The sequence below is a fragment of the Methanothermobacter sp. THM-1 genome, from assembly GCF_009914355.1.
GTDB lineage: Archaea > Methanobacteriota > Methanobacteria > Methanobacteriales > Methanothermobacteraceae > Methanothermobacter > Methanothermobacter wolfei.
In genome coordinates this window covers 1627709-1647243 of the sequence record NZ_CP044013.1, presented here as the reverse complement: position 1 = coordinate 1647243, position 19535 = coordinate 1627709, and the positions used below count along the sequence as shown (strand labels likewise).

Below are 19535 nucleotides of genomic sequence, written 5' to 3'. Positions count from 1 at the left end.
GGTGAAGGTGATCATAAAATTTCCAGCAAATCATCTGGAAGGAGACCTGGCAGAATTAGAGATCCAATGGGATCTGAATGTACCCATCTGTTCACTGGAATGGTGTATTCTGGCATCATACTAAAAACTCGGACGAATTTTAATCTAATATTTTTAGCCGAGCAATATAAATACTTTGATAATAATATTTAAATATAAATTAATACTTATTCCAGTAGCTCACCAAGCCTATATTAATGGATGCAGCATTATATTATTAATCAAGTGAGGGACCCAAATGAAGGAAGAAATAAAAAGGGAATACCAGAAGATTAAGGACAGAATGTCCCTTGAAGAATTTCAGGAACGCATAGAGAAGAGGAAACAGGAACTTGATGATGTTGGGTTCATGGATGAACTCTCAATCGCCACAATGATAACAGATGAGATCCTCAGGGATGAAAATGAACTCATCTCAGAGAAACCCGAACACAGGCTGGATAAAATATCCAAACTCGAGGAGGGTGCCAGCACACCATTGACCGGGAGGGTCATGAGGATATCAAGTCCAAGGACCTTCACCACAAGGAAGGGAAAGGATGGTAAACTCACAAACGTAATCCTTGCAGATGACACAGGGGAAATCAGGACGGTTTTCTGGACAGAGAACATCAAGTTCCTGAAGAAATTCAGTGAGGGCGACGTGATAAGGATAAGGGATGTGAACGTAAAGGGCGGCTTCGGAGGCAGGAAGGAGGCCCATCTGATGCCAAGATCCACGGTTGAAGTCCTGGACCCCTCAGATTTCCCTGAATTCCCTGAATACACCGAGGAGATCACACCTTTAGGGGAACTTGTTGAGGACGAGGAGGTTAATGTCATTGCAAGGATCAGGGGAATATCCCGTGTAAGGACCTTTGAGAGGGATGGAAGGGATGGTAAATTTGTTACACTTGAACTGCTTGACTCCACAGGTTCAACAACCTACACCCTCTGGAACAATGATGTTAACCTCATAGAGGAACTGGGACTTGAAGAGGGAGACGCCGTAAAGATACTGGGGGCCCAGACAAGGAGACGTGATGACAGCGTGACACTCACCCACACAAGCACCACAAGGATAATCAGGGGCGACTACGATGTCCCTGAAGTCAGGGAGGAGATAATGAAGATAGGGGACCTCCATGAGAAGGACGGCGTCACCGTGATTGGACTGGTAACAAGGGTCTATGAGCCGATAGAATTTGAGAGGAACGATGGCACAACAGGCTCCCTGAGGTCAGTTGAGGTCACAGACGACACAGGATCTGCAAGGGTAACCCTCTGGAATGATGACGCCTTCCTGAAGATAAACAAGGGGGACATCGTTAAAATATCAGGGGCAAGGGTGGAGTTTGATGAATACAGCAACTCCTACCGCATAAACACCAACTTCAATACAAGGATAACCATCAACCCCAAATCCGACGAGTCACTCCTGAGGCTCCTTGAGGAGTACAGGGAGCACCTGAGGCCATTGAAGATATCACAGGTACTTGAAATTGAGGATGAAGGAGAGGAGGTTGATGTTGTAGGCCGCATATTCAGCCTCACAGATCCAAGGGAATTTGAGAGGGAAGACGGCACAGGAATCGTAAGGTCAATGGAACTTGCCGATGAAACAGGCAAAATAAGGGTCAGCCTCTGGAACGAGAAGGCTCAAAAGCCCCTGAACATCGGGGACGCCATAAGAATTGAGAACGCAAGAATCAGGTTTGGTCTATACAGCGTTGAACTCAGCGCTGGAAGAACAACAAGGATTACTGAGCCACTCCCGGAGGACATTCAGGATTTACCATCCTTTGAGGAGCTTGAAGAAATGCTCTACACAACAAAGAAGATAGATGAACTTGAAGAGGACAACACCGACATAAGGATAGTTGCAAGGGTCATTGACCTCTTCGATCCAAAGGAATTCCAGAGGGGTGATGGAACTCCAGGAATGGTGAGGACGGTTGAATTTGCAGATGACACCGGCTCAATAAGGGCAAGCCTATGGGATGAGAAGGCTGAGATGCCCCTCAGCATAGGAGACCCTGTCAAGATAGAGAATCCGAGGGTAATCTACAGGGATGATATGGGTGGAGGCAGACTTGAACTCAGCATAGGAAGAAGTTCAAGAATCGAGGCAGCCACTGAAAGGGATATGAAGCTCCTGCCATCCTTTGAGGAGCTCCAGGAGATACTCTACCCTCTGAAAAACATTGAGGACCTTGATGATGAGTCAAGGAACGTCATGATCAGGGGGGAGCTCAATGAAATGTACGGGGGACGCATACTCTCTGTGAAATGCCCTTCGTGTAATGAGAGGCTTGATATGAATGAGGAGAACATATGTAACTTCTGCGGAGAACTTGTTGATGAACCAAGGTACCTCCTGATGATCCCCGGATGGATCAGCGATGATACCGGAGAGATAAGGACGATCTTCTTTGGAAGGGAGGCTGAAAAGGTCCTGGGGATGACTACAAGGGAGGTTGTTGATACTATAAACAGGTCCGCAGATGAATCAGCACTTCAGGAGCGTGTCGAGGATCTTAACGGCGCCACCGTAACGGTTATAGGGAACGCGGAGTTCGATGAATACAATGAGGAGCTTAGATTCATCCCGAGGAAGGTTGTGAATATTGAACTCTGATGATTATCTGACTGAATGTTAAAGGGAGATTGAAATGGTTGAACTTGAAGATCTACCAAATGTAGGGGCTAAAACAGCCCAGAAGTTAAGGGACGCGGGTTTCGGCGATATGATGCGTCTTGCAACAGCCACCGCCAAGGAATTATCTGTAAAGGCAGAGATCGGTGAGGGGGTAGCTGAGAAGGTAATAGAGGCGGCGCGAAGGGCTGAGAAGATAGACTTCGAAACCGCCTTTGATGTGATGGAGCGCCGGAAGGACGTTGGAAGGATAACAACAGGGAGCAAGGCATTTGATGAACTCATAGGCGGCGGGATAGAGACCCAGGCCATCACCGAAGTTTTCGGCGAATTCGGGTCAGGTAAAAGCCAGCTTTCACATGAACTGGCAGTCACGGTCCAGCTACCTGAGGATAAGGGAGGGCTTGATGCCGAGGCGGTCTTCATAGACACAGAGAACACCTTCAGGCCCGAGAGAATAGAACAGATAGCAAACGCCTTTGAACTGGACCTTGAGGAGGTTCTTAACAAGATACACATTGCAAGGGCCTTCAACTCCAGCCATCAGATCCTCATGGCAGAGAAGGTCAACGAGCTCATACAGGAGGGTAAAAACATACGCCTGGTTATTGTGGACTCCCTAACAGCCCACTTCAGGGCAGAGTATGTGGGAAGGGAGGCCCTTGCCACACGCCAGCAGAAACTTAACCAGCACCTCCACACCCTCCAGAACATTGCAAACACCTACAACGCCGCAGTATTTGTAACCAACCAGGTTCAGGCAAGGCCTGACGCGTTCTTCGGCAGCCCCACCAAGGCCATAGGCGGTCACGTCCTTGGCCACGCAGCAACATACCGTATATGGCTCAAGAAGGGACTTGCAGGTAAGAGGATAGCAAGACTCGTTGACAGCCCCCACCTCCCTGAGGGTGAATGCGTATTCAAGATAACCACAGCAGGTATAGTTGATTAAACCCACAATTTAATTTTTTTGTGGTAAAATGGGATCCATTGAAACTGTTTTTTCCATAATAATCCTTGTTATGACAGGTTATGTCCTGAAGTCCCTGGGTGTTCTCAGGGAGGAGGATGCCACCCCACTCAACAGGGTGGTCATAAACGTGGCCATACCCTCCCTTATATTCACATCCCTCTACAGGGCAGATCTTGCAGGAATCTCGCATCTCCTGCTCATACCAGCAGTCTGCATATTAACCGGGTTCATATCAGGGGCCATGGCCTTCACATGGACCCGCTACAGGGGCATGGATTCCAGAACCGCATGGTCCCTCGTGATACCCGCAGCCATGATGAATTCAGGCTTCCTTGGTTACCCGGTCACCATTGGAATATTCGGTTCCGAGGGACTTGTGCGGGCCATCTTCTATGATACAGGCACCACGATCCTTTTCACCCTCCTGGGACTTTCCCTGGCCATTTCCTCGGGAGCCCCCAGGAAAACGGTTCTTCGAAGGACCATCCTCTTCCCTCCCCTATGGGCATTCCTCCTTGGCATAACCTTTAACCTTCTGGGAATCCACCTGGGCCTGGGAGGTACGGTGCTCGGATACCTTTCAGGCGCAGCGGTTCCCCTTATAATGATATCCCTGGGTTTAACCATCAACTTCAGGTTCTTCAGGGATTCCATAACCGACGCCGCCGCCGTAAGTTCTATACGACTTGTTTTATCACCCCTGATAGCTGCCCTGCTGGCATGTGCCCTGGCATTTAGGGGTATTGAAATGTCGGTAATCATACTTGAGGCGTCCATGCCATCGGCCATGCTGGCGGCCGTCCTTGCAATTGAGAATGAACTTGACGTGGGCCTCACATCTGCCTGCATATTCATGAGCACCTCCCTGGCCCTTGTCTCGATACCCCTCTGGACCATGGTGCTCTGAATGTTCCATGAAATCAGCTAATAAAATAAAACATGTTCATCAGAAAACCGAATAAATAGAATAAAATGTAATACTATATAAAGCTTACTTAAAATTCTTGATAGAAATCTTTATTTATGATAGTGCTATACCTTACATCACCTAATTATCATTGTTAGATACCCCTATGCAAGGTGATCTAATGGCAGAAGAAAAGAAAGAAACAATGGAAGAACCAAAAATCGGTGTTTATGTCTGCCACTGTGGTGTAAACATCGGCGGTGTGGTTGATATAGAAGCTGTCAGGGACTACGCTGCAAAACTACCAAATGTTGTGGTTTCAAAGGACTACAAATACTACTGTTCCGACCCGGGTCAGCTTGAAATACAGAAGGACATAAAGGAACTCGGACTCAACAGGGTTGTTGTTGCTGCATGTTCCCCAAGGCTTCACGAACCAACCTTCAGGAGATGCGTTGAGGAGGCAGGTTTAAACCAGTTCCTCTTTGAATTCGCAAACCTCAGGGAACAGGACTCATGGGTACACATGGATGACCCTGAAGGAGCAACAGAAAAGGCCAAGGACCTTGTTAGGATGGCTGTTGCCAAGGCAAGGCTCCTCGAACCCCTGGAAGCATCCAAGGTCAGCGTGGATGACAAGGCACTGGTCATAGGTGGGGGTGTCGCCGGTATACAGACAGCCCTTGACCTTGCTGACATGGGATTCAAGACCTACATGGTCGAGAAGAGGCCAAGTATCTCAGGAAGAATGGGTCAGCTGGACAAAACCTTCCCGACCCTTGACTGTTCAATGTGTATCCTGGCACCAAAGATGGTGGACGTGGGTAAACACGACAACATTGAACTCATAACCTACGCCGAGGTTAAGGAGGTTGACGGTTACATAGGTAACTTCAAGGTCAAAATCGAGAAGAAACCAAGATACATAGATGAAGACCTATGTACCGGTTGCGGTTCCTGTGTCGAGGTCTGTCCAATTGAAATGCCAAACTACTTCGACGAAGGAATAGGTATGACCAAGGCAGTGTACATACCATTCCCACAGGCCGTCCCCCTCTGCGCAACAATAGACAAGGACTACTGTATCGAGTGCATGCTCTGTGATGAGATCTGTGAGAGGGGAGCCGTAAAACACGACCAGGAACCAGAAGAGATAGAAATCGAGGTCGGTACAATAATCGTTGCAACAGGATACGATGCATACGACCCAACAGAGAAACTTGAATACGGCTACGGAAGGCACACCAACGTCATAACAGGTCTTGAGCTTGAAAGGATGATCAACGCCTCAGGACCAACAGACGGTAAGGTCATCAAACCATCAGACGGTGAGAAACCTAAGAGGGTGGCCTTCATACACTGTGTCGGTTCAAGGGACGAGCAGATAGGAAAACCATACTGTTCCCGTGTCTGCTGCATGTACATCATGAAGAACGCACAGCTCATCAAGGACAAGATGCCTGACACCGAAGTCACACTCTACTACATGGACATAAGGGCCTTCGGTAAAGGATTCGAAGAGTTCTACAAACGTTCACAGGAGAAATACGGAATCAAATTCATCAGGGGACGACCTGCCGAGATCATTGAAAACCCTGACCTGACCCTGACAGTGAGATCCGAGGACACACTCCTCGGTAAGGTCACAGAGTACGACTATGACATGGTCGTCCTTGGTGTGGGACTTGTACCACCAGAGGGCTCAGAAAAACTAAGACAGACCATAGGTCTATCCAAATCTGCAGACGGTTTCCTCATGGAAGCCCACCCAAAACTAAGGCCTGTTGACACCCTGACAGACGGTGTATACCTTGCAGGTGTAGCTCAGGGTCCAAAGGACATCCCTGACGCTGTGGCACAGGCTTCAGGTGCAGCTGCACGTGCAGCGATACCAATGGTCAAGGGTGAAGTGGAGATCGAGCCAATAGTCGCCGTGACAGACTCCGATGTCTGCGGTGCATGTGAGGTCTGCATTGAACTCTGCCCATTCGGTGCCATAAGCATCGAGGAAGGCCATGCAAATGTTAACGTGGCCCTCTGTAAGGGCTGCGGTACCTGTGTGGCAGCATGCCCATCAGGTGCAATGGACCAGCAGCACTTCAGAACAAAGCAGATAATGGCTCAGATCGAAGCTGCACTAAACGAACAGGCAAAATAGATGGGATCATCCCATCAAATCCTTTTATTTCTTTCTTAACAGTTCATTTTTTGAGTTTCTCTTTCTGAATCCTCAGAGCTTGGGGACCTGACACCAATTTTTATATTGTGATTGCAACTATTTACCTATGGAGATGATTTTCATGGTCAGCAATCAGGATTACACCGAGAATATCAGACAGCTTATGAAGGAACATAACAGCTGGATGGAGTCAAGCATCAACCTCATAGCAAGTGAAAACATAACGAGCTCACGGGTGAAGGAGGCTCTCCTTTCGGACCTATCCCACCGTTATGCAGAGGGCCTCCCAGGTGAAAGGCTCTATGAGGGCTGCAGGTACATCGATGAGATTGAGGAGCTCACAATTGAACTATCAAAGAAGCTCTTCAGGGCGGAGCATGCAAATGTCCAGCCAACCTCCGGTGTGGTGGCGAACCTAGCCTGCTTCTTTGCAACTGCAGATGTAGGAGACCCTATAATGGCCATGGAGGTCCCCTACGGCGGCCACATATCCCATGCCACCGTCAGCGCAGCAGGTGTCAGGGGCTTCAAAGTATACACACACCCTTTTGACTTTGAGAACATGAACATAGACGCAGATGCAATGAAAAAGAAGATACTTGAGGTTAAACCAAAAATAGTCCTCTTCGGCGGCAGCCTCTTCCTCTTCCCCCACCCTGTGGAGGAGGCTGTTGAGGTTGCAGAGGAGGTCGGCGCAAGGATAATGTATGACGGCGCCCATGTCCTTGGCCTCATTGCAGGCGGCTACTTCCAGGACCCCCTCCGTGAAGGAGCAGACATGCTTGTTGGAAGCACCCATAAGACATTCCCGGGCCCCCAGGGAGGCATAATACTCTGCAGGGATGAACTTGCAGGTGACATAGACGAGGCGGTGTTCCCTGGCCTTGTGAGCAACCACCACCTCCACCATGTGGCTGGTCTTGGAATAGCAACAGCAGAGATGCTTGAATTTGGAAGGGAATATGCGGGTCAGATAATCAAAAATGCAAAGAAACTCGCAGAGTCCCTCAATGAACTTGGATTCAACGTGCTGTGCGAGCACCTTGACTTCACAGAGTCCCACCAGGTCGTCATGGACGTCTCTAACATCGGGAGGGCAGCCGAGATATCAAAGAGACTCGAGGCCAACAACATAATACTCAACAAGAACCTCCTGCCATGGGATGATGTTAACAGGTCAGACGACCCATCAGGTATAAGGATAGGTACCCAGGAGATAACAAGGAGGGGAATGAAGGAGCCTGAGATGGAAGCGGTCGCAGAGTACATCAAGAGGGTTGTTATTGACGGTGAAGATGTTAAGGATGAGGTTTCAGAGTTCATGTCCTCCTACACCAGGGTCCACTACGCCTTCGAGGAGTCAGAGGCCTACAAGTACATGGAGATTCAGTAGATGAGGATTGCCTGGGCATTCACAGGGGCAGGTCACCTGCTCCTTGAGAGTGTGGAGGTCCTTGAGGCTATAGTTGAAGAGGGCCATGAGGTGACCATACTGCTTTCAGGGGCAGCCGAGGAAGTACTGAAGATGTACGGCCTCTTTGGGAGAGTAAGGAGCCTTTCAGGGGGTTATTACAGGGAACTTATCCATGAAAGCCAGGAGGGCTACAGTTTCCCGGTAACCGGGAGGCTGTCCATGGGGAGATACGACCTTCTTGTGGTCTCCCCGGCAACCTCCAACACCGTGGCAAAGGTGGTTCACGGGATAGCGGACACCCTCGTGACCAATGCAGTGGCTCAGGCAGGTAAGGGGGGCGTCCCGGTATATGTGGTGCCGGTGGACCTTGAGGAGGGTGATGTTGAGACGGTGCTACCCTCCAAACTTGAACTGGAACTCTGCAGGAGCTGTGAACCATGCAGGGCAGCCGCAGCATGCCCATCCGATGCCATAATCCCTGGAGTTGAAATAAGGCTCCTCAGGTGCACCGGATGCGGGGCATGCAGGACAGCCTGTCCCCATGGTGCGGTCTCAGGTGGAAGGATAATAACCATCCACATGAGGGAGGTTGATATACTTAACACAAGGAAACTCTCCACCATGGAGGGTGTGGATGTCCTTGAAGAACCCTCAATGGTCCTCAGGGCCATCCAGGAGACAGTCCAATGATGCCGTCCATGAAAAGAATTATTTTTTGACATATAAACATTAAACCCAATGGGATGTCTGGGTTCAGTTCAAAGCCACAGATTCGATCATTTTGACATATAAACCTTAAAACCTATGCATCTGACCTGAAAAGGCAGGCTTATTCTGATTTCCTGACCCAGCACCTGAAAATTATTAAGGACAATGAAGTACAGAGAATATAATATAGGGGGTGCCATTATTGGATGGTAAGAGGATTGATTTTCTCATAGAGGAACTTAAAAACCCTGACTGGGTGGTGCGTGAAGATGCTGTTGAGCTCCTGGCCGAGGTCGCTGACCCTGCAGCAGTCGAACCCCTCATAGGGGCCCTTGATGATGAGGATTACCATGTAAGGGAGGCCGCGGCCCTGGCCCTCGCAACCTTTGATGATGAAAGAGCGGTCAAACCACTGCTGGAGCACCTGAACGACGAAAAACCCGGTGTAAGATACGCATGCGCCCTTGCCCTTGGAATACTCGGTGATGAGGATTCAATAGAGGCCCTGGAGGCCCTCCTCGACGATGAGAGCCCAATGGTAAGGAAGGTGGCAGAGGTTGCAGTGTCGGAGATAATGAAACGAAGGGGTTAGACTGGATGGTCTCTGAGCCATCCATCACTCTATCTCTCTTTAGATTTGTCCAGTTTATCAGATAGTGGAAATTTTATTAAGGTTTTTCAATCCACTATTTCAGTAAATGTGCAGGTTATGGAGTGTGTCTTCCAGGGATATTAACTTACTTCAGCATCTGCACGGAGTCTACATCAGAACATCAGGCACCTGGAATTAGGGTTTATTCTGTTGGATGGTGTTGTTTATGGGATCTTCTTGACATCAGGATCATCTGAATTCGATCTCATCACCCTTTTCTGTCATGGATTCAGCTATCCTCCCCTTCCTGAGTTCAATAACATACCTTGCTGGCTTATCTGGATTGTAGATCTGCCAGGGCTTGAGGGTTGCGGTGTCAACCACCCTCATATCCTCATCAACAAACACGACATCAAGCGGTATCCTCATGAAGAACATGTGGATACCCGACCCATAACGGCCCCTCCCGGTGGGTATTTCAAGTACGAGGCCGGCATCAAGTTCCCCCTTAAGCATCAGTCCCCTGAAGCGGGACAGGAATGTGTCTGCAAATCTAACCTCTCCCAGGCTCGTGCCCCTGGTCTTATTAATAACCTCTCTTCTCATCATAATTACTCCTGGAAACTGGATGTCTATATTTATTTATATAATCAGCTCAAAACCATAAACCATTACTGTGCATATTCATCAGGAGGTTATCACTGTGAGAAATATTATCGTTGAACCCCTTAACCAGACACCCATTGAGGATCAGAAGGTTGAGATAGTTGAAAGGAAGGGTATAGGGCACCCTGACAGTATAAGTGATGGTATAGCAGAATCAGTGAGCAGGGCCCTCTGCAACGCTTACCTTGACCGTTTCGGGGCAATAATGCACCACAACACCGATGAGGTCCAGATAACTGCAGGTGAATCAGCCCCTGAATTCGGCGGCGGGGAGGTTATAAAGCCAATCGAAATACTCCTGACAGGCAGGGGTGTTGCAGAGGTTGATGGGGAGAAGATAGGCATCGACCGAATAGCCATTGCAGCTGCAAAGGATTACCTCAAGGAGAACATAATAAACCTCGATGTTGAGACATGCACGGTTGTTGAGTGCAAGATAGGGCATGGCTCAGGGGATCTCAGGGACGTATTTGCAAGGAAGGGAGACTCACCACTCTCAAACGACACATCCTTCGGCGTAGGGTTCGCACCATTCTCAGAAACCGAAAGGATAGTCATGGAGGCAGAGAACCTCCTTAACTCACCCGAGTTCAAGAAGAAACACCCTGCAGTCGGTGAGGACATAAAGGTCATGGGCCTCAGGGAGAACGATAACATAACCCTGACCGTTGCCTGCGCCATGGTTGACAGGTACGTCCAGGACCTTGACGAATACCTTGAGATCAAGGCCATGGTGAAGGATGAGGTCTTCAGGCTGGCATCAGGAATCACGGACAGGAACCTGGAGGTCTTTGTCAACACCGCAGACCGGTGCGAGGATGATGAACCATCAGTCTACCTCACCGTGACAGGTACCTCTGCAGAGATGGGAGACGATGGATCCGTTGGAAGGGGTAACCGTGCCAATGGCCTCATAACACCCAACAGGCCAATGTCAATGGAGGCCACATCAGGAAAGAACCCCATAAACCATGTAGGTAAAATATACAACCTGCTCTCAAACCAGATGGCTGCAGATATAGTCGAGGCTGTTGAGGGTGTTAAACAGGTCCATATAATGATACTGAGCCAGATAGGTAAACCAATAGACCAGCCAAAGGCAGCCACCTCCCAGATAATCCTCGAAGAGGGATACACCATGGAGGAGGTCACACCTAAGGTTTCAAGTATAATGGACGCATGGCTGGAGGACATATCAGATATAACAGAGATGCTTGTTAAGGGCCAGCTGAGGACATTTTAAATTAACCTGAGGGAGAATATAATGCCAATCCAGGAAGCCGAGAAATCCTACAGACCCCACATAATCGAAGAGAAGGTTCAGAGATTCTGGGAAGAAAGGGACATCTACGAACGTGTTAAGGAGCTAAGGGAGGATAAAGCCAGGTACTCATTCCTGGACGGACCACCATACTGCAGTGGCAGGATCCACCTGGGCACAGCATGGAACAAGATAATGAAGGACACATTCCTTCGCTTCAAATCAATGAGGGGCTTCGATGTAAGGAGGCAGCCTGGATGGGACACCCATGGCCTTCCAATTGAACACAAGGTTGAAGGATTACTGGGTGTGAAGAGCAAGAAGGACATTGAGGACAAAATAGGCATCGAGAAATTCGTTAAGAAGTGCCGTGAATTTGCAGTGGAAAACAAGGCCGTCATGACATCCCAGTTCCAGAGACTAGGGGTCTGGATGGACTGGGATGACCCCTACGTGACCTTTGACCCGGCCTACATGGAATCATGCTGGTGGACCCTCAAAAGGGCCCATGAAAAGGACCTCCTTGTAAGGGACCTGAGGGTCATCACATGGTGCCCCCGCTGTGAAACAGCCCTTGCCCTTGCAGAGATAGACTACCATGAAAAGGAGGACCCCTCGGTATACGTTAAGTTCCCGGTCACAGGGGACACCTACATCCTTGTATGGACAACCACCCCATGGACGCTCCCCGCCAACATGGCGGTCTCTGTACACCCTGAATTTGACTATGCATATGCACGCCTGGGAGACGAGACCTACATAATGGCAGAGGCCCTGGTGGAGAAGGTCCTTGGAGAGGATGCAGAGATCATCAAGACTGTCAGGGGAAGTGAACTTGAAGGCCTGGTTTACAGGCACCCCCTCCAGGACGAGGTCCCCTACCATGCCTCCATTGAACACAGGGTGATCCTCGGCGAACACGTCACCCTCACCGAGGGTACCGGATGCGTCCACACAGCCCCCGGACACGGACCAGAGGACTTTGAAGTCGGTAAGAAGTACGGGCTTGAGGTATTCTGTCCCGTGGATGAGGCAGGGACATTCAGGCCAGAGGCAGGTAAATATGAGGGCCTTTTTGTTAAAGATGCGGACCTCCTGATAATAGAGGACCTTGAATCAAAGGGACTTCTCCTGAGGGCTGAGACAATAAGCCACAGGTACGGTTTCTGCTGGAGGTGCAAGACACCCATAATCTACCTTGCAACAGAGCAGTGGTTCCTGAAGATAACCGAAATAAGGGACCGGATGCTGGAGGAACTTGACAGGGTCCAGTGGATCCCATCCTGGGCAGGGGAGAGCCGATTCAGGAACTGGATAGAGAACGCAAGGGACTGGACAATTTCAAGGCAGAGGTACTGGGGGATACCCATCCCCATCTGGGTCTGTGAGGAATGTGACAGCATACACGTGGTGGGATCAATAGATGAACTCCGCGAAAGGGCGGTTGAGGGAGAACTTGAGGGGGACTTCATACACAGGCCCCACGTGGATGCCATAATACTTGAGTGCGACCGGTGCGGCGGTAGAATGAAGAGGACACCCGATGTGCTTGACGTATGGATAGATTCGGGGGTCGCAGGCTGGGCCTCACTCCACTACCCCCGGGAGGATGAGCTCTTCAGGGAATGGTTCCCCTACGACTTCATAACAGAGGGACATGACCAGACCCGAGGCTGGTTCTACTCCCAGCTTGGCTGTGGCGTCATAGCCCTGGATGAAACACCCTACCGCCGGGTGCTGATGCACGGTTTCACCCTTGATGAGGAAGGAAGGAAGATGAGCAAATCCCTGGGAAACGTTGTTGAACCAGAGGATGTCATAGAAAAGTACGGGGCAGACGTCCTCAGATTCTACCTCCTCTGGGCCAACAAGCCCTGGGAGGACCTTAAATTTGTATGGGACGAACTCAAAAACATCAACAAGATGTTCAACATACTCTGGAACGTTTACGTCTTCTCAACAACCTACATGTCCCTCGACAGGTTCCAGCCAACGGACCATAACCCCGATGACCTTGAATTCAGGGTTGAGGATCACTGGATACTCTCAAGGATAAACTCAACAGTGGAGGCGGTGACAGAGGCCCTTGATAACCTCCACTTCCACAGGGCAACCCGCGAACTCCATGACTTCATCGTGGAGGACCTCAGCAGGTGGTATGTCAGGCTCATAAGGAGCCGCACATGGGTGGAGAGGGATGACCCTGATAAACTTGCAGCCTACCACACCCTCTACAGGGTGCTGAAAACCCTCACCTTAACCCTTGCCCCGGTGGCACCCCACATATCAGAGGACATATACCAGAACCTTGTGAGGGGCGCCGAACCCGATTCCCCCGAGAGCATACACATGCTTGACTGGGCAAGTCCTGGAGTCGTGGACAGGGAACTTGAAGCCAGCATGGACACTGTCTGTGAGATCATAGAGGCATGTGCAAGGGCAAGGGACTCTGCACGGTACAAGTTAAGGTGGCCTGTAAGGGAAATAGTCGTGGTATCAGAGGATGAGGAGGTTCTGAAGGCGGCCGAGTCACTTAAAAGTGTTATAGCTGAACAGGCAAATGCCAAATCCATCAGGACAGCCACAGAATTCCCTGAGATGAAGGTAATCGCCAAGCCCAACCCTGCAACCCTTGGCCCGAGGCTGAGGGGTGACATGCCCCTTGTGATGAGGGAGCTTGAATCAGCAGATGGCGCTGCTGTCAGGGACTCCCTTGAATCAGAGGGAGAATTCACCCTCAGGGTGGATGACAGGGAGATCAAACTGGGTCCTGAGGATGTAATATTTGAAACTGAACTTCCCGAGGACATTGTAAGCGCACAGTTCGATGGTGGGAGCGTATTCGTTGATACAAAACTCACACCGGAGATAATGAGCGAGGCAATGGCACGTGAACTTGTAAGGAGAATACAGGATATGAGGAAGGACCTTGACCTTGATGTCGAGGCTAGGATAGAGGTTGCAGTTAAATCTAGCGGTGACTTCAGGGAACTTACAGAACCCATGGCTGACTTCATAGAACATGAGGTCAGGGCCAGCAAACTTTCCTTTGATTACACCGAGATGGAGTACACCAAGGAATGGAAGATATCCGATGAAAACATCATAATATCAATAAAACCCCTGTAGGGTGTGAAAATGGTTTTAACTGATTCAGAGATGGAATTCATAAGGAAGGAACTTGGCAGGGAACCCAACCCCCTGGAGTATGGAATGCTGGACGTAATGTTCTCAGAGCACTGCTCCTACAAGAGCAGCAGACCGGTCCTCGGACTCTTCCCCACTGAGGGTGAGAACGTTATAATAGGACCCGGGGATGATGCGGGTGTCGTTGGAGTCACGGATGAACTGGCACTTGTAATCGGTATTGAAAGCCACAACCACCCATCTGCAATAGAACCCTATGGAGGGGCGGGTACCGGTATAGGCGGAATACTCAGGGACATAATATCAATGGGTGCCATGCCAGTGGCCCTACTTGACTCCCTCCGCTTCGGGTACCCTGAGGACCAGAAATCAAGGTACCTCCTTGAACACGTTGTTAAGGGGATATCAGATTACGGTAACCGTGTAGGTGTCCCGACAGTGGCGGGTGAGGTTGAATTCGATGATAACTTCAAGTTCAACCCCCTCGTGAATGTCATGTGCGCGGGCCTGGTGCCAAGGGACAGGATAAAGAGGGGCATGGCCCCGAACCCCGGGGAAGTTTTCCTCCTTATGGGCGGCAGGACAGGAAGGGACGGTATACATGGAGTTACCTTCGCATCAGAGGAACTTACAAGCTCATCAGAACTCGAGGACAGACCCGCGGTCCAGGTGGGGGACCCCTTCACAAAGAAGATGGTTATGGAGGCAAGCTTCGAGATAATGGACCGGATAGATGTCTCAGGGGTCAAGGACCTTGGAGGGGGCGGATTAACCTGCTGCATCTCAGAACTGGTTGCAAAATGCAACAACGGTGCCAGGGTGGAACTCGAGACCATACCCCTCCGGGAGGAGGGAATGACACCCTACGAGATAATGCTCTCAGAGTCACAGGAGCGAATGATATTCGTAATGAAACAGGAGGACGTTGAAGCGGCCATGGAGATCTGCAGGAAATATGAGCTCCCTGCAGCAGTCATAGGCGAGGTCACGGACACTGGCCGGATGGTGGTTGAGGAGAAGGGAAGAATAATAGCTGACCTCCCGGCGGAACTCCTCGCTGACCCGCCAGTGGTTGAAAGAGAGGCCAGAAAGCCGCATGAACCACCTAAGGACGTGGATGTCCAGCACCCTCCCCTGAAGGAGGCTCTGCTTCGGCTGATGTCCTCACCAAACATTGCAAGCAAGAGATGGGTTTACCGCCAGTACGACCATGAGGTCCAGATAAGGACCGTTGTAAAACCCGGAGATGACGCCGCGGTCCTGAGGGTTGATGATGAGAACGGAGTTGCCCTTACAGTTGACTGCAACAGCATACACACAAGGATGGACCCCTACAGTGGAGGGGTAGGTTCGGTTGCAGAGGCCGTGAGGAATGTTGTTTCAATGGGCGCATGGCCCCTCTGCATAGTCGACTGCCTCAACTTCGGAAACCCTGAGAAACCAGAGGTTTTCTGGCAGTTCAGGGAGTGTGTAGGGGGGATGGCGGACATGGCCAGGGCCTTCAGCACGCCTGTTATAAGCGGTAATGTCAGCTTCTACAATGAAACAGAGGGCGTTACTGTCAACCCCTCACCGGTGGTTGGAGTTGCAGGAAAGCTCAGACTCGAAAACATAAAGACCCTTGAATTCAAGGCCCCTGGAGAGTACATTGTGATTATAGGGGAGACTAAACCTGAGATGGGAGCATCAGAGTACCTGAGATCTGTGCACGGTATAGTCGACGGGTTACCCCCGGCAGCGGACTTAAATGGAGAGGTGAAGGCAGCAGAAACGGTAAGATCCCTCATTGAGGAACACGGTGATTCAGTAACCGCAGTCCATGACTGCTCAGCAGGGGGGATAGCCGTGGCGGTTGCGGAGATGGCGCTGAAATCTGGTATGGGTGCCGTGATTTATACAGAGAAGATACCGGGCGAATTCAGAAATCCCCATGAGGCCCTCTTCTCAGAGTCCCATGGAAGGTATATACTGACGTTATCAGAGGATCCAGGGGAAATATTATCGGATTCAGGTGTTCCATGGGCTGTAATAGGAAGAACAGGTGGAGATGTCCTGAGGATGGATGATGTGGAGATCCCTGTAGGGGAGATCCATGGGGCCTATCATGGAGTGATTGAATCATACATGTCCACCTGAAGGTGTTTTCTTGAAATACAGAAGGGAGTTCTTCAGGCAGCTCATCCATGCATCGGGCATAATCTTCATAATCATTTCAACCTACCTAAACTCCCTTCAGATGTTAATTTTATCGGTCCTTGCCGCAGCAGCAGGGGAGGTAATATTCAGGATAGACAGGATCCACTACATACCCCTCCTTTCAGGCATCCTCAGGGGATGCAGGAGGAACACCTCTGAGAGGGGCTTCATATACTACTTCCTGGGAATGGCGGTAACCTATGCGATCTTTGGGTTCAGCATGGACATTGCAAACGGCGCCATACTCATACTCACCCTGGGCGACTCATTCTCCACCATCATAGGCAGGGAATACGGGAAGCACAGGCTCCCCTTCAACAGGGATAAGAGCATTGAGGGGTCCCTGGCATTTGCTTTTTCAGGATTCATTGGAGCCCTGTTCATCATTGGACCGCTCCCTGCACTCACCGGGGCGGTCACAGGGGCTCTTGTGGAGGCATACACACCGGTTGAGGATAACCTCACCATACCGGTATTCGCAGGAGCCGCCATTCTCCTTTCAGGCCACCTTATGGGCGCCCCTTAACTGTTATACCCTTCACTGTTATAGATTATTTTTAACCAGAGCCTCTAATTAGGTGATGGATGATTTTTAGAGCCTTATAACACCCTCCCTTCTGAAGGATACTATGGACGCTGCAAATATAAGGATTGAAGCTACCCCTGAAGGGACCATGCTGATTAATGCTTCAGGGCCGCAGTGGGGACATGATGATAACCTGACAAGCACATAGCTTGGTATCATGGGGACAAGATCAGTGAGGGGCCCCATGTCCATGAATAGGGGCACGAAGAGAATGAAGGTTGCAAAGAACAGGGCAACAGTTATTGCAGAGTTGGCCTCCTTGGTGCTATCAGCAAGGGTTGAAATGAACATACCAACCCCTGTAAAGGCCAGTCCGGTGAAGAGGAGCAGAACCAAGATCAGGGGGATGTTGTAGATGGGCACCTTGAGGGCGGATAGTATGATTATCCAGAGCATCCCCTGGAGGAAGGAGAACATGAGTGGGGGTATTATCTTGCCAAGGATTATAAGCGTATCAGGGAGGGGTGTCATCAGCAGCACCTCAAAGGTTTTCCTCTCCTTTTCCCCGACAATGCTGTCTGTGACCATGTTACTCCCGAGGAAGAAGGGTAGGAAGAGTATGAATGGAACTATGAAGCCGTACATTATCTCAACAAAGTATGAGCTCTCAAGGACCAGCGGCCTGTAACCTTCCCTGTTCCTTGGCACCACCTTTAGGTTCACGGGATTTTCAAGCGCCGAGATCATGGAGGCCGGGAGACCCGCCTCCCTGAACTGTTTACGCCGGGCATAATCAGAGGTCGCCCTCCTCAGCTTCTCACTCATAACGGTGTAGAAGACGCTTGATGTGTCGGCTTCAACCGCAATATCACCACCCTTCAGGTATACGAATGCCAGTATCTTCGATCCAAGGGCCCTGCGGCCATCCTCCACACTGTAATAACTCACGTTGAGGCCCTCCCTTCTGAGGCTCTCATCAAGAAGGCTTCCCTTCTCATCCACATCCAGCCCAATCCTGAGGAACCTGCCACCACCCCAGGTGTCGATGAGCTGCGGGTCCGCGGCGACGGAACTTGCAGCTGCAAGGCCATAGGCCCCCAGGAGTATTATGACCTGGACGAGGACAAGGAGTATGTAAAGCCTGTTTGAGAGCATATCAAGGGCTTCCTTTTTTGAGAGTGCCAGGAACTTCATTTTTTCACCAGCAGTTCAATTATTCCGGGTCTCGGGCCGAAGACAATATCATCCCTCCTGAAGAGCCTTACCGAAAGGCCGTAGAAGAGGAGGCTAAGGGCGAGGGTTGAGGCCAGGGGCGGTAAAATGTCACCGGGACCCACCGGGGAACCCGCTATTAACTTGACGGTGAGGGTCATGGGGGACAGGGTACCCTGGGACCCTGCAATGTATGCCAGTGTGGGGACCATGAGGTAAGCTGCAACCACTATGTAGGCGAGGGTTATACCTATTCCTGCCTCACGATAATTCTTTGAATACACAGAGATAAGGCTTGTGAGTCCAACAACAGGGACAGCGGACAGCACCACCGTAATGTAGGCTGCAGGTATGTTGGATATCCTGAAACCGGCAGCTGTAAGGATAAGGGTCCACACCCCTATCTGGAGGGACATTATGATTATGACCGAGAGGCACTTGCCGAGTATGATATCAGAATGCCTCACGGGCATTGCAATGAGAACCTCACCGGTTTTCCTCTCCTTCTCACCAACAATACCATCAATGACAAGGTTCCCGAAGAGGAATATGGGGAGGAAGAGGAGAACAGCAACCATAACCCTGTTTACAAGCTGCATGGACACTGATTCACCCACTGCCTCCTCCATGACCTCGGGTCTTGGTGTTTCCCCCATAAGGTCCTCCACTATTCTACTGGAAGCCCTTTCAACAGCAAGTTTAACCTCATCGGATATGACGCTCCTCCTGGGGTCAGAGTAGTCAAGGTAGAGGGTTGCATTCAGGGGCACCCCCCTGAATCTGTCAACAAGGAGCACGGAACCAGAGGCAGGAAAGCCCTTAAATTCACGGATTTCAAGGATATCAGGGTTCAGCTGGCCCTTGATGATACCTGAAGGGTCATGGACGTTTATCTCTGCAAATCCCCTCAGGGAGGGTGTGAATGCAGCTCCTCCCTCATCCATCATATCCATGAATCCGCTGAACATGAAGATTGTGAGCATGAGCACGGCTATCTGGAAGATGAATATGAATACAAACTTTCTGCTCTGGAGGGTGTTCCTGAGCTCCCACTTGGTAACCGTGAGGATCTTCATGCAG

The 19535-nt window shown here is 50.2% G+C and carries 14 protein-coding genes; 11 read left to right on the top strand and 3 right to left on the bottom strand.

Annotation, left to right across the window (positions count from 1 at the left end; translation table 11 throughout):
• The first annotated feature begins 277 nt into the window (after positions 1-277).
• The 7 genes from FZP57_RS08720 to FZP57_RS08690 all read left to right on the top strand — a co-directional run bounded on the left by FZP57_RS08720 (position 278) and on the right by FZP57_RS08690 (position 9447).
• Positions 278-2656: a replication factor A gene (locus tag FZP57_RS08720; RefSeq protein ID WP_191216269.1), complete on the top strand. Its 2379-nt coding sequence runs from the start codon at positions 278-280 to the stop codon at positions 2654-2656.
• A gap of 34 nt (positions 2657-2690) precedes the next feature.
• Positions 2691-3626, top strand: coding sequence for a DNA repair and recombination protein RadA (gene radA, locus FZP57_RS08715; RefSeq protein WP_191216268.1), 936 nt, complete (start codon positions 2691-2693; stop codon positions 3624-3626).
• Positions 3627-3654: 28 nt separating this feature from the next.
• Positions 3655-4554, top strand: coding sequence for an AEC family transporter (locus FZP57_RS08710; RefSeq protein WP_191216267.1), 900 nt, complete (start codon positions 3655-3657; stop codon positions 4552-4554).
• Positions 4555-4735: 181 nt separating this feature from the next.
• Complete coding sequence (hdrA, locus tag FZP57_RS08705) at positions 4736-6712, top strand: H(2):CoB-CoM heterodisulfide ferredoxin reductase subunit HdrA (protein WP_074359603.1); 1977 nt, start codon at positions 4736-4738, stop codon at positions 6710-6712.
• Between the two features lie 142 nt (positions 6713-6854).
• Positions 6855-8126 carry a serine hydroxymethyltransferase gene (gene glyA / locus FZP57_RS08700; RefSeq protein WP_074359602.1) on the top strand — a complete coding sequence of 424 codons (1272 nt, stop codon included), beginning with the start codon at positions 6855-6857 and terminating at the stop codon, positions 8124-8126.
• Entirely contained in the window at positions 8127-8837 is a 711-nt protein-coding gene (locus tag FZP57_RS08695) for a dihydromethanopterin reductase (acceptor) (RefSeq protein ID WP_074359601.1), read from the top strand.
• 211 nt (positions 8838-9048) lie between these two features.
• Positions 9049-9447 carry a HEAT repeat domain-containing protein gene (locus tag FZP57_RS08690; RefSeq protein ID WP_191216266.1) on the top strand — a complete coding sequence of 133 codons (399 nt, stop codon included), beginning with the start codon at positions 9049-9051 and terminating at the stop codon, positions 9445-9447.
• A 249-nt stretch (positions 9448-9696) separates the two neighbouring features.
• Here the strand turns inward: FZP57_RS08690 and FZP57_RS08685 are convergent, their stop codons facing one another.
• A complete protein-coding gene (locus FZP57_RS08685) occupies positions 9697-10056 on the bottom strand; it encodes a DUF192 domain-containing protein (protein WP_084531295.1) in 360 nt (119 codons plus the stop codon).
• A gap of 94 nt (positions 10057-10150) precedes the next feature.
• On the opposite strand from FZP57_RS08685, the gene FZP57_RS08680 reads away from it, so the two are divergent.
• From FZP57_RS08680 to FZP57_RS08665, 4 genes are read left to right on the top strand one after another with little or no spacing between them, the layout of a single operon-like run.
• Positions 10151-11356: a methionine adenosyltransferase gene (locus tag FZP57_RS08680; protein WP_191216265.1), complete on the top strand. Its 1206-nt coding sequence runs from the start codon at positions 10151-10153 to the stop codon at positions 11354-11356.
• Positions 11357-11377: 21 nt separating this feature from the next.
• Entirely contained in the window at positions 11378-14503 is a 3126-nt protein-coding gene (gene ileS, locus FZP57_RS08675) for an isoleucine--tRNA ligase (protein ID WP_074359598.1), read from the top strand.
• 9 nt (positions 14504-14512) lie between these two features.
• Entirely contained in the window at positions 14513-16657 is a 2145-nt protein-coding gene (gene purL / locus FZP57_RS08670) for a phosphoribosylformylglycinamidine synthase subunit PurL (protein WP_191216264.1), read from the top strand.
• Between the two features lie 10 nt (positions 16658-16667).
• The gene (locus FZP57_RS08665; RefSeq protein ID WP_074359596.1) at positions 16668-17243 is read left to right on the top strand and encodes a diacylglycerol/polyprenol kinase family protein; all 576 of its coding nucleotides are present in this window, start codon (positions 16668-16670) and stop codon (positions 17241-17243) included.
• Positions 17244-17309: 66 nt separating this feature from the next.
• Here FZP57_RS08665 and FZP57_RS08660 read toward each other — a convergent pair whose 3' ends face one another.
• Entirely contained in the window at positions 17310-18437 is a 1128-nt protein-coding gene (locus FZP57_RS08660; protein ID WP_074359595.1) for an ABC transporter permease, read from the bottom strand.
• Positions 18434-19531, bottom strand: a complete 1098-nt coding sequence (locus FZP57_RS08655; protein WP_074359594.1) for an ABC transporter permease — start codon at positions 19529-19531, stop codon at positions 18434-18436. Before FZP57_RS08655 ends, FZP57_RS08660 begins: the two co-directional genes overlap by 4 nt.
• Positions 19532-19535: the final 4 nt, after the last annotated feature.